At 57.3% G+C, this 12,471-nt stretch carries 10 protein-coding genes; 3 read left to right on the forward strand and 7 right to left on the reverse strand.

Going from position 1 to position 12,471, the window contains the following annotated elements; all coding sequences use genetic code 11:
• Positions 1 to 4 precede the first annotated feature (4 nt).
• From ASN_RS00370 to rsmA, 3 genes are all read left to right on the forward strand, one after another.
• Positions 5 to 2,332, forward strand: a complete 2,328-nt coding sequence (locus ASN_RS00370; protein WP_058989026.1) for an LPS-assembly protein LptD — start codon at positions 5 to 7, stop codon at positions 2,330 to 2,332.
• Between the two features lie 80 nt (positions 2,333 to 2,412).
• On the forward strand, positions 2,413 to 3,774 hold the full coding sequence (locus ASN_RS00375; protein WP_039903107.1) for a peptidylprolyl isomerase: 1,362 nt from the start codon (positions 2,413 to 2,415) through the stop codon (positions 3,772 to 3,774).
• Complete coding sequence (gene rsmA, locus ASN_RS00380) at positions 3,746 to 4,612, forward strand: 16S rRNA (adenine(1518)-N(6)/adenine(1519)-N(6))-dimethyltransferase RsmA (RefSeq protein ID WP_058986899.1); 867 nt, start codon at positions 3,746 to 3,748, stop codon at positions 4,610 to 4,612. Before ASN_RS00375 ends, rsmA begins: the two co-directional genes overlap by 29 nt.
• Before the next feature lie 455 nt (positions 4,613 to 5,067).
• Here the strand turns inward: rsmA and ASN_RS00385 are convergent, their stop codons facing one another.
• From ASN_RS00385 to dnaG, 7 genes are all read right to left on the reverse strand, one after another.
• Positions 5,068 to 6,282 (reverse strand): SAM-dependent methyltransferase, encoded by a 1,215-nt coding sequence (locus tag ASN_RS00385; RefSeq protein WP_058986900.1) that lies wholly within the window; start codon positions 6,280 to 6,282, stop codon positions 5,068 to 5,070.
• Positions 6,283 to 6,390: 108 nt separating this feature from the next.
• Positions 6,391 to 6,987, reverse strand: a complete 597-nt coding sequence (rplI, locus tag ASN_RS00390) for a 50S ribosomal protein L9 (protein ID WP_006557021.1) — start codon at positions 6,985 to 6,987, stop codon at positions 6,391 to 6,393.
• A gap of 13 nt (positions 6,988 to 7,000) precedes the next feature.
• The gene (rpsR, locus tag ASN_RS00395; protein ID WP_006557020.1) at positions 7,001 to 7,276 is read right to left on the reverse strand and encodes a 30S ribosomal protein S18; all 276 of its coding nucleotides are present in this window, start codon (positions 7,274 to 7,276) and stop codon (positions 7,001 to 7,003) included.
• 6 nt (positions 7,277 to 7,282) lie between these two features.
• Positions 7,283 to 7,756 carry a 30S ribosomal protein S6 gene (rpsF, locus tag ASN_RS00400; RefSeq protein WP_006557019.1) on the reverse strand — a complete coding sequence of 158 codons (474 nt, stop codon included), beginning with the start codon at positions 7,754 to 7,756 and terminating at the stop codon, positions 7,283 to 7,285.
• 156 nt (positions 7,757 to 7,912) lie between these two features.
• A complete protein-coding gene (locus ASN_RS00405; RefSeq protein ID WP_058986901.1) occupies positions 7,913 to 8,497 on the reverse strand; it encodes a GNAT family N-acetyltransferase in 585 nt (194 codons plus the stop codon).
• Complete coding sequence (gene rpoD, locus ASN_RS00410) at positions 8,487 to 10,457, reverse strand: RNA polymerase sigma factor RpoD (RefSeq protein WP_058986902.1); 1,971 nt, start codon at positions 10,455 to 10,457, stop codon at positions 8,487 to 8,489. The genes ASN_RS00405 and rpoD overlap by 11 nt, the downstream gene beginning before the upstream one ends.
• 149 nt (positions 10,458 to 10,606) lie before the next feature.
• Positions 10,607 to 12,439: a DNA primase gene (dnaG, locus tag ASN_RS00415; RefSeq protein WP_058986903.1), complete on the reverse strand. Its 1,833-nt coding sequence runs from the start codon at positions 12,437 to 12,439 to the stop codon at positions 10,607 to 10,609.
• Between the last annotated feature and the right edge of the window lie 32 nt (positions 12,440 to 12,471).

A 12,471-nucleotide genomic window follows, 5' to 3' on the forward strand; every position in this document is an offset into this window, starting at 1 on the left:
GACCGTGGCCTATCGGCCTTCCCGCGCGCGGCGGCTACGCCGCAGGCATGCACTGGCCGCCGCAACGGCGCTGGGCAGCGTGGCGGCATATGCGGTCATTGAACCGCCACGAGAAGCGCACGCCCAGTTTCGGCCGCAGCCCATGCACCTGAACACGGGCCGCACGACGTCCTCTGATGATCCCGCCACCTTCCAGGCCGACAAGGTGGACTATGATGATAACGAGCACACCGTAACCTGGACCGGCAACGTACAGGTCTGGCAGGGCGATCATGTGATGCGGGCGGACAAGATTGTCTATGACCGCGATACAGGCGTTGTTGCGGCACGGGGCAACGTGGCCACAGTGCAGCCGGATGGCTCCGTGCTGTATGCCCATTATGCTGAACTCAGCGGCAACATGCGCGATGGTATCATGCAGCATGTCAACGCCGTTCTGCCTGAAAACGCCAAACTGGCTGCCAATGGCATGCGCCGCACCGGCGGCAAGCTCAATGACATGAGCCGCGCCGTCTATACGGCCTGTGAAATCTGCGAAAAAGACAAAACGCGCGCGCCGTTCTGGCAGTTCCGCGCCTTTGACGCCACGCAGGATCTGGAACACCAAAAAATCGACTTCCGGGATGCCTATCTGGATATTCTGGGCATTCCGGTCATCTACCTGCCCTATTTCTCCATGACGGACCCCTCAGCCAAACGGCACAGCGGGTTCCTCATGCCCGGCATCACCCCTCATGACCGCTATCTGGGTACGTATTTCACCATCCCCTACTACTGGGTCATTGATGATCAGTCGGACATGACGATGCAGGGCCTGTTCTCTACCAAGACAGGGCCACAGATCAGCGCGCAGTATCGTAACCGCTTCAATTTCGGGTCCCTGAACATTCAGGGCGGGCTGGCGTATGACACCCACCGCGCCGATTCCTACACCAACGATTTTGGTCACGACGTGGAAGGCGGCGGCGGTCATGGTGTACAGGGCTATCTGTTTGCCAACGCGCAGTTTGCCATCAACAAATACTGGCGCGCCGGAGCCAACGTTAATGTGGCGACATCCGCCGATTACATGCGTGATTACCGTATTCAGGGCTATGGGTCAGACACCCTGAACTCCAACGCCTATCTGGAAGGATTTGGCACAGGATCTTACAGCCGTGTGGATGGCCAGTTCTATCAGGGCCTGAACCAGGGTGTTATCCGCAATACCGATCTGCCGTTCGTGTTGCCCCGCTATACCTACAGCTTCCTCGGCCAGCCCGATGCATGGGGTGGGCGTTTTGGTGTGTCCACCACAGACTTCAACGTGAAGCGTAATAACGGCACGTCCGACATCCGCAGCCAGATGGCCCTTAACTGGGACCGCCCGTTCCGTAACCGTCTGGGTCAGCAGTTCCTGCTTACCCTGCATCTGGATTCCATGGTCTACCGGGCCCGTAAGCTTTACCAGCAGCCCAACTATTATCAGAACCATAAAACCCTTACGAGCGGGCAGGTTCTGCCGACCATTGCCCTCAAAACCAATTGGCCATTTGTCCGCACATTTGAGCACGGTCGCGGTTCCCAGATCATTGAACCCATTGTGCAAGGCATTTACGCCCCCAACACGGGCGCTGGCGCCAATGATCTGATCCCGAACGAAGACAGTCTGGCGTATGAATTCACAGATTCCACCCTGTTCTCGCTCAACCGCTATCAGGGCACGGACCGGCTGGACGGCGGCCTGCGCGGCAATGTGGGTATCCATGCCAACTGGACGTGGGACGGGCATGAAGTGGATCTTCTGGCCGGGGAGAGTTTTCAGGAACACATCACGCATGACCGCATCCCTTATTCCGGGCTGGACCACCATGCGTCTGACCTCGTGATGCGGGCGCGCGTTTCACCCAACCAGTATTTTGATTTCAACGCCCGCATGCGGCTTGACCCCTACACCACCAAGGTCAACTTCGGTGATGCGCTGTTCAGCGCTGGCGTGCCGCATTTCCGTATTCGCGGTGGCTATGTGTATGAACCCGTAACCCCGTACTACTATTACGCCACCAATTATCGGGACAGTAACCCGCCTGCTCTTTACTACGTCAAAACCAGTGAGCTGAGCGGCGGTTTCTCAACCGATTGGGAAAACTGGCATCTGTCCGGCTTTGCGCGGCGCAGCCTCTCGCGCAAAGAGTTTGTATCTCTGGGTGGAGATATCGGATACAATAATGACTGCTTCGGCATTGATTTCATGTATCTCAAACAATACACCTCCATCGGTGGCCAGCAGCGTAACTCCACCTATCTGTTTACAGTCAGCCTCAAAACGCTTGGAGCGTTCGGCCTGAAATAAGAACTGCTTCAAAAATCGTGCTCTCTCCGCTATCAGAAACTGTGCTCCTTTTCCGGCAGAAAGCTGAAAGACTGTCCCGCATGCGTCTGCGCTCTCTTACTCTGGCGTGCTCTCTTGCCGCGCTGACTGTTCCTGCTTTTGGTGGGGCGGCCCTGGCCGCTACATCCCATCATGCGGCCCAAAAAGAGAAAACTGTTGCCAAACAGCCTGCCGCGCCTGAGCCTGACGATATGATCATCAGGGTTATCAACGGCATTCCGCTCACCAAGCGGGACGTTGATAACCGTGGCAAACTGTTCGCACTCTCCACCGGCCTGCCCGTTAACGCGGAGCTGATGGACCGCCTCCGGCCCCAGATCATCCGTCAGTTGATTGATGAACGCCTGCGCACACAGGAAATTCTCAGCCGTCATATCAATGTTGCCCCGGAACAGATCGCTGCCGCCATTGCAGGCATTGAACGGCGCAACGGCATGCCTGAAAACGCATTGCGGGACAAACTGGCTGAAGACGGCGTTTCTCTGACCACCCTGATTGATCAGATTCGGGTGCAGATTGGCTGGGTGCAGGTGCTGCGGCAGGAACTGGGTGCCCGTGGCCGTGTTTCAGCGCGGGAAATTGCCCAGCGTGAAGAAGCCCTGAAACGGGAAGACGGGCGGATTGAATACAATCTGAGTGAAATCTTTGTACGGGTGGAAGATCCCCGCCACGCGGAAGAAGAACTGGCCTTTACAAACACCGTCATTCAGGAACTCCGCAAAGGGGCACCTTTCCCGATTGTGGCTGCACAGTTCTCTGAAAGCCAGACAGCACTTGATGGCGGCTCCATGGGCTGGGTTCAGGAAGATGAGCTTGACCCTGCCGTGGTCGCCATGGTCAAGCAGATGCCGGTTGGCGTGGGGGCCATTTCCAACCCCATTACGGTTCCCGGTGGCTTTGTCATCATCAGCGTGAACGGCAAGCGTGTTATCGGGCATCAGCCCGGCCATGTGGCGACCATCCGGCAGGCCTTCCTGCCGTTTGATACCCAGTTGAACCCCGCGCAGGTTACCCCCCAGCAGCAGCAGACCCTGCAAAAGGCAATGCACTACACGCAGACGGTTTCTTCCTGTGCCGAGGTTGAGGCAATCAATAAGCAGAATGGTGAAAAACGCCCGACTGACCCCGGTGAGCTTCAGCTTGAACGCCTGAACCCGCAAATGCGTGACCTGATGCTGTCCATGCCGCTCAACAAGCTCTCGCGCCCTCTGGTTTCCTCAGACGGGATCGACCTGATCATGGTCTGCTCGAAAAAAGAAAAGAACTTTGCTGACCGTCCCCCCAGTGAAATTGCGGATCAGCTCATGAACGAACGTGTGGAACAGACAGCCCGCCAGCTTGATAGTGATCTGCACCGTCGCGCCATGATCGTGGATGTGCACGGCAAGCCTCGGGGAGTTTAAGACCCTGTTCCCTGCCCTTGAGAGCCTGCGTGATGTTATCAGCCGACACGGACTGGATGCGCGCAAGGCTCTTGGCCAGCACTTTCTGCTTGATCCCGATATCACAACCCGTATCGCCTCTCTGGCTGGCAAGCTGGATGGGCGGCATGTGGTGGAAGTTGGCCCCGGCCCCGGTGGCCTGACCCGCGCTCTGCTGGCCACGCCTGCAGCGTCTGTCACCGCAGTGGAACTTGATACCCGTGCCGTAAAGGTCATCACGGAACTCGCCACTCACTTCCCCGATCGGCTCACCGTTGTGGAAGCGGACGCCCTGAAGCAGGATCTGACACGCCTGTGCCCGGCACCCCGCCATATTGTCGCTAACCTGCCCTACAATGTTGCCACTCCGCTTCTTATTGGCTGGCTGCGTCAGGGAACAGCGTGGGAACGTTTGACACTGATGTTCCAGTTGGAAGTGGCAGAACGCATCTGCGCCCTTCCGGGCAGCGAGCATTATGGTCGTCTGGGGGTGCTGGCCCAATGGTGTGCACAATGCGCCATTGTCATGAAGCTGCCGCCGGGCGCGTTTTCCCCGCCGCCAGCCGTATGGTCTGCCGTGGCCAGCATTATTCCTCATCCAGAACAGCCTGAGCCCGCCTTGTTCAAGGCGATGGAGCGGGTAACAGCCGCAGCATTCGGACAGCGCCGAAAAATGCTGCGTGGTTCCCTGAAAAGCCTGCAAGGGGAACGACTTCTGGCCGAAACAGGCATTGATGGCACCCGTCGGGCTGAAACGCTGAGCGTGGCTGAATTCGATCACCTCGCCAAAGCGCATCTGGCTCTGTCCCGCCAAGCCTGACGCTGCCTTTCTGCATCTACAAAAAGCTGGTGTGAAAAAAGTCATTGAGAGGGCTCTGATATACCGCAGGGCTCATCTATTTAGGCACGAATGGTTCCTGGGCACTGCCCTTGGACATGAAAGCAGCCATGCAGAAGCGAAACAAGGTTGTCTGCGTCCTTGCCCACACAGGACGAACCTGCCTTGCCGCGCCAACCTCATTCCCTCGCCTCACAATGTCAGAAACCTATTGAGGCAGGGCGCGGAAGGCCATCTCGTCGAAAACAGAAAATATTTGGTCGGTTGATACCAGCCCGTATGAGCAGGAATTCGTCCATCATGCAGAGCGTGAGAGGCGTGACCTAGATATCCAGAGATTGTTTCAAAAGCCTCCACTCGGGTGCTTTTCCTCTGACCACTGCCATGAGGCGGATAAGAGTCATCTCTCATCCGCCTTTGGCAGAAGAAGAATCGCCCTATTGGGACACAGGCCCTTCGGCTTCGGCCATGTAATCTCGTGTCAGAGGCACGGCATCAATGCCCGGTGAAATCTGGAGCTGAAAATTCATATGCCCCTGAACCCGGAAGGAAAGTTCCGCCGCATCCAGATAGAATTCAAACATCCGCGCAAAACGCTCATCATACAGTGCCACGGCCCGCGCCCGGTTGGCCGCAAACCGCTCCCGCCAGATGGCAATGGTTTTTGCATAATGCAGGCGCAGGATTTCACAATCCGTGACCCACAAGCCTGATTTCTCAACGGCGGTAAAAACCTCGCTTAGGGAAGGAGAATAGCCACCGGGGAAAATGTATTTGTTGATCCAGGGGTTTGTCGTGCCCGGCCCGTCATTCCGCCCAATGGAATGCACAAGGGCCACCCCATCATCCACAAGGCTGTTTTTCAGAATATCAAAAAATTCGCCGTAGTGACGCACGCCCACATGCTCAAACATGCCTACGGAGACAATACGGTCAAACCGGCGATGCAGATTACGGTAATCCAGCATCTCAAAGCGCACACGCCCTTCCAGCCCTTCATCGCGCGCACGCTGGCGGGCAATGGTCAACTGCTCCTCGGAAAGCGTGATACCGGTGACAATGGCACCGTAATCCCGCGCCAGCGTAAGGCCCATGCCGCCCCAGCCGCACCCGATATCCAGCACTTCCATGCCGGGCTTTAGCAGCAGCTTGGACGCAATATGCCGCTTCTTGGCTTCCTGTGCTTCATCCAGCGTCTCGTCCCCACGGCGGAAATAGGCGCAGGAGTACTGCTTATCCTTATCCAAAAACAGATCATACAACCGGCTATCAAGGTCATAATGATGGGCAACATTCTGCCGTGCGCGCTTGACGGGATTGAACTGAATCCAGCCACGGCAGGCATAGCGGAAGCTGGCGGCAATCTGCTCCGGCAGATGGCCGGGAGACATGGCGTTGAGCATCAGCAGATCAAGTAGCTGATACAGCGTGCATCCCTTTGGGCGAATGCCGCCATTCATATACCCCTCACCAAAGGCAAGCCCTGGGTTGAGCGCCAAAGCCCTTGCACTGGCCGAATCAAGTAGCTCCATACCGGCTTCCGGCCCTGGTTTGCTGCCTTCATACACAGTCTGCGCCCCATCAGGCCACGCCACGTGCAGGCGGCCGGACGAGATAAAATGCCGCAAGATCCGGTCAAGAAGTCGGTTCATCCGTGCTGGCTCCTTCATGCCCAATTTTCGGGGCACCATAAGCCAAAAAAAAGGGTCCGGAAATTACTTCCGGACCCTCTTTCCTGTCAGCAACAAGAAAAAAAACGATTAAGCAACCGTATCTTTTTCTTCTGCAGCGACTTCAGCTTCGTCAGTGACGATTTCGCCTTCAATAACGGCTTCATCGCCAGCCAGTTCGGCTTCTTCTTCCACGCTGGTCGCTTCGCCACGTGCCTGACGTTCAGCTTCTTCAGCAGAACGGGCAACGTTGACGATAACCGGCACGGTGACTTCCGGATGCAGGGAAACCTTCACTTCATACAGACCAAGAGACTTGATCGGATGAGCCAGGGAAACCTGCTGACGGGAGATGGTGAAACCAGCTTCCGTAACAGCTTCAGCCACATCACGCGGAGAAACGGAGCCATACAGGCTGCCGCTGTCACCAGCCTGACGGATCAGGATCACTGCCAGACCATCCATACGTTCGGAAAGACGCTCGGCTTCTTCACGACGTTTGATGTTCTGTGCTTCAAGCTGGGCACGTTCACGGTCGAAGCGTGAACGGTTGGCTTCGTTTGCACGAATGGCCTTGCCCTGCGGCAGCAGGAAATTACGGGCATAACCCGGACGAACCTTCACCACATCGCCCATCTGTCCCAGATGTTCAACGCGCTGAAGCAGGATCACTTCTGTAGCAGCCATGATCTCGTCCCTCTCAGCTCATCACGTAGGGAAGCAGGGCCAGGAAACGGGCACGCTTGATAGCCTGTGCCAGCTCACGCTGCTTCTTTGCGGAAACGGCCGTAATACGGCTGGGCACGATCTTGCCACGTTCGGACAGGAAACGGCTCAGCAGACGCACGTCTTTGTAGTCGATCTTCGGCGCGTTCGGGCCGGAGAACGGGCAGGACTTGCGGCGACGGTAGAACGGGCGACGGGCGCCTACAGCCGGGCGGCGGGCGGCGGGATTGATTTCCATCGTGTCAGACATGCTGCATCACTCCGCTTCGTTGCCAGCCGTATCGGCTGCTTTTTCATCACGGGCGCGGTATTCTTCACGGTCTTCGGAAGAACGACGGCCACGGCCGCTTTCAAAGCGTCCGGCGGGCTTGGGCCCACGGAAGCCACCGCGTTCGCCACGATCATCGCCCTTGCGGGACAGGATCGGGGACGGTGCTTCGTCAATTTCTTCAACACGCAGCGTCAGCAGACGCAGAATGTCTTCATTGATGGAAAGCTGGCGCTCGACTTCCTTGAGCGTTTCAGACTTCGTATCCAGACCGAGCAGCACGTAATGGCCCTTACGGTTCTTCTTGATACGGTAAGCCAGAGTACGCAGACCCCAGTATTCGCGCTTCTGAACGCTACCACCGTCGGTTTCGATCTGAGCGACGATGCCATCAACAATGGCATCAACCTGCTGCTGGGAAATGTCATTCCGCGCAATCAGCACGGTTTCATAAAGCGGCATTGTGTCTCCCTTCGGATAAGGTCAACCCGACTGCGCCGAACCATTCCGGCAGGCAGCGCTTCCTTTTACAAAAGCACGGGTATAGCCGGTGCGATGCCACGCATCCGGCAGGGAAGATGGCGTGCTAACCACATTCCACGCAAAATAGCAAGAAAATCAGACCAGAAATTTTTCCGGAATGGTCAGACCAAGGCGTTGCGGCACATCCCACACTTCTTCCACCGCCCGCACAATCACAAAACCAGCCTGTTGATACAGCGGCAAGGCGCGCGGATGATCTGCCGTGCAGGTATTCACCCGCAACGTGAGCGTCCCTTGCCCCCAGGCCTTCCGCACGACGGAATCCAGAAAGGCACGCCCTACCCCGTGCCCGACCGCATCAGGAAACAGGCCGAAATAGGCAAGGTTGATATCAAGCGGGTTGGTCAGATCGAGTTCAAAAAAACCCCGAACGGCCTCGCCCTGGCGCAAAAGACCGATCTGCACAGGAGCCGTCGCCAGAAATGTGCCCAAGGTGGCATCAGAAGCCGCCTGCCGCATCCACCAGCAATAGTCCCGCCCCACACGGTCCTGAAGCATGCGGTATTCTGCAATGGTGGGCTTTACATCGTCCTCAATGAACCAGCCCTCCGGCAGGGAAAGGGGCGTCCCACGCGGAGGGCTGGTCATCTGCATGAAGGTGACGGTCACCTTCATGCGGGTTACGGGTTCAAGCGGCGTAATTTTGATCTTAGTTATCATCCAGGAAGGAACGCAGCTTGCGGCTACGGCTCGGGTGTTTGAGTTTACGCAGGGCCTTGGCTTCAATCTGACGAATACGTTCACGCGTCACGTTGAACTGCTGGCCAACTTCTTCCAGCGTGTGGTCCGTGTTCATGCCAATCCCGAAGCGCATGCGCAGCACACGCTCTTCACGCGGGGTAAGGGAGGCCAGAACGCGGGTTGTAGCTTCACGCAGGTTGGTCTGAATAGCTGCATCCAGCGGAATAACAGCCGTTTTATCCTCAATGAAGTCACCCAGATGGCTGTCTTCTTCGTCCCCGATCGGGGTTTCAAGAGAGATCGGCTCCTTGGCGATCTTCAGCACCTTGCGAACTTTTTCAAGCGGCATACCCAGCTTTTCAGCCAGTTCTTCCGGCGCAGGTTCCCGACCAATCTCATGCAACATCTGGCGGGACGTCCGCACCAGCTTGTTGATGGTTTCGATCATATGCACCGGAATACGGATGGTGCGCGCCTGATCCGCGATAGAACGGGTGATGGCCTGACGAATCCACCATGTGGCATAGGTGGAGAATTTGTAGCCACGGCGGTATTCAAATTTATCCACCGCCTTCATCAGGCCGATATTGCCTTCCTGAATCAGGTCAAGGAACTGCAAGCCACGATTGGTGTATTTCTTGGCAATGGAGATCACCAACCGCAGGTTGGCTTCAATCATTTCCTTCTTGGCGCGCGCAGAATCACGTTCACCACGAGCCACCGTTGCATAGACGCGACGGAACTCGCCAATGGGCAGGCCCGTATCCTGCGCAAGCTGGGCAACCTGATTCCGCAGGTCCACCACGGTATCGCTATGCTTGGCGACAAAGTTTTTCCAGGATTTGCCCGGCAGCGCGGAGACCATATCCATCCATGAGGGATCAAGTTCGCGCCCGCGATACTTGAGCAGGAAGTCCTCACGGGAGACGCGGCAGCTTTCTGCCAGACGCAGCATGCGGCCTTCCAGAACATTCAGGCTCCGGAACATCTCTTTCAACTGCATCACCAGATCTTCAATCCGGTTGTTGTGCAGATGAACCTGCTCCACCTTGCCCACCAGTTCATCGCGCAACTGGGCATAAACCAGCTCGGACTGGTCTTCCACTGCTTCCCCTGCGGTCAGCGCTTCAATGCGCTGCACCTGCAACTGACGCAGTTTTTCGTAAAGCGGTTCAATTTCTTCGAAATGCGCGAGGATTTCAGGCTTCAGTTTTTCTTCCAGCGCAGACAGGGAGAGACCGCTGCCCTCACCTTCTACTTCGCCTTCGGTTTCAGTTTCGGCTTCCGCCTCGTCTGACTCTTCCGATTCGTCGCTCTCGAAACCTTCCTCACCTTCGCCGGGCGGGTTGCCGCCAGACTGCATGGCTTCCAGATCCACAATGTCACGCAGCAGCATTTCATTGTTACGGATCATCTCATGCCAGGAGATGATGGCGCGGAACGTCAGCGGGCTTTCGCACAGCCCACCAATCATTTCATCGCGGCCAGCCTCAATCCGTTTGGCAATCGCAATTTCGCCTTCGCGGGAGAGCAGCTCAACGGTGCCCATCTCGCGCAGATACATCCGCACAGGATCATCCGTGCGGCCCAGATTCTCGGCGTTGACGTTCCCTGTCGGGGTTTCCGCTTCTTCGGCGTCTTCTTCAGCCGCTTCCTCGCCTTCGGCAGTATTTGCCTTGGCGGTTTCAGCGTCTTCGCCTTCCTCGCTTTCCACCACCTGAATGCCCATTTCGGAGAGCATGGCCATGATATCTTCAATCTGCTCTGAAGACATCTTGTCCTGCGGTAGGACAGCATTCAGTTCATCAAACGTGATGCACCCGTGCTCGCGCCCTTTCGCGATCAGTTTCTTGACCGCGGCAGACTGCGTATCAAGCAGGGTGGTGTCACCATCCTGCTCTGCCTGCGCTACGTTACCTGATGCCGTTTTTGTCGCCATGCCAGACCTGCTCCCTCCCCGCCTGCATTCTGACAGGAATGCAGAACGACCAGCTCACCATACATACTGTTCAGTTTTCCAGGGCGGGCAGGACGTGGGATATCCTGCCTCCGAAGTCAAGGGGAACACTCCCTGAATGTTCCTGCGCCCTAGAGCCCATGCTCTTCCATTTCGCCTCGTTTGAGGCGTGCCAGCGCCTCAAGACGGGGCTGTAATCGTTTCCATTCCGCCGAATCTCCGCCCTTCTGCCAGAAGCGGGCCACTTCCTGCTCAACCTCCTGCTGGAATTGAGAAAAATTCAGCAAACCGTAAAAATGCCACCACTGTGTTCTTACCGCCACAGCCAGAGAAGAGTCCTTTTCCTCAAATGAAAGCGGAAGCGGACCTCCCCTCAACACCTGCTGCACCATCTCTTCTTCCTCTTCCCCCTCAAGGGCTGAAAGAAGAGCCTCGCCTGTCTCCGGCAATGCTCCCTCGGCCGAGAGATCAAGCAGGAGTCCCCGCACCTCGGAGAAGGCATCAGGGAGACTCAGGCGGCATAGAGCATCTTCCACCTCCGGCACAACTTCCGGATAACGGAGGAGCAACGCCAGCAGGATACGCTGCCGTTCCTGCATGGCATCCAGCACCACCGGCTTTCCATCACCGATACTTGGCCGCGCCGCCGGGGTAAATGCCCCGCCTCCGCCCTTTCCCTTCCTACGCCGGAACGTCTCAAAAAAACGGTCCAGCAGAGTCGAACGGTATTCGGACGCCAGAGCCTTGTCCGGTATAAGGCCTGCCGCCTCAACCAATTTGTGGCGCAGAGCCGCCCGCTCTTCCGGCCCCGGGTTGCTGATACCCCCGGCAAGAAGATCAAACAGCACATCCGCCAGAGGCGCGGCCGTGGCGAACATTTCCCCCACCACCTGCTGGCCCCGGCTACGCACCAGACTGTCCGGGTCTTCACCCTCTGGCAACAGACATACCCGGAGGGTGTGATCGGCTTTCAGCAAAGGCAGCGCCACCTCAGCCGCGCGCGCTGCTGCGCGCCGCCCCGCTGCATCCCCATCAAAACACAGGATGGGTGCCCGATCGACCTGCCATAAAACCTCTAACTGTTCGGGGGTCAGGGCGGTTCCCAACGGCGCGACGGCTCCCCTGAATCCGGCCTGATGGAGGCCGATCACGTCCATATACCCTTCCACCACAATCAGATCAGTGGGAGGTGTGCCTTTGGGATGAGGCGCCCTGACGGCGGCCCGCGCCTTGTCCAGACCAAACAGCAGACGCCGCTTGGAAAACAGGGCTGTTTCCGGCCCATTCAGATATTTGGGCTGACCATCGCCAAGAATACGCCCCCCGAAGGAAACAAGCCGCCCCTTCCTGTCCCGAATGGGAAAGGTCACCCGGCCCCAGAACAGTTCGCCCTTTGGTCGTCCCTCATCATCCAGCCGCATCAGGCCGGCTTCCGCCATCATCTGGGGGGTGATGTTTTTGGCCGCCAGCGCCGCACTCAGGCCGCCACGACCATCGCCCGCCCAGCCCAGCCCGAAATCCTCAATGGTCTGGCGTGTCAGGCCGCGTCCCAGCAGATAATCCAGCCCTGCCTTGCCCGCAGGAGCATATAATGCGCTGGACCAGATCGCCTGCGTCTGCGCCAGCACATCTTCCAGAGACTGGCTACGCGCCACCTCCTCGTGAGAACGGCGGGTATCTTTGGGCACTTCCATCCCGGCCGAGGTCGCAAGCTCCTCAACCGCTTCGGGAAAGTTCTTACCCTCCATCTGCATGACAAAAGAGATCACATCTCCATGCACGCCACAGCCAAAGCAGTGGAAGTGATCATCATACACATAGAACGATGGCGTTTTTTCACCATGGAAGGGGCAGCAGCCCTTCCAGTTCTTGCCGGAGCGAACAAGTTTGACCCGCCGCCCGATAACGGATGTCAGAGGGGTACGCGCACGCAGTTCGTCCAGAAAGCCCGGCTCGATCGCCATATTATGCCAGCCCTCCTGCCTGTTGAATCACG

This window comes from Acetobacter senegalensis (genome assembly GCF_001499615.1).
Taxonomy (GTDB): Bacteria; Pseudomonadota; Alphaproteobacteria; order Acetobacterales; family Acetobacteraceae; genus Acetobacter; species Acetobacter senegalensis.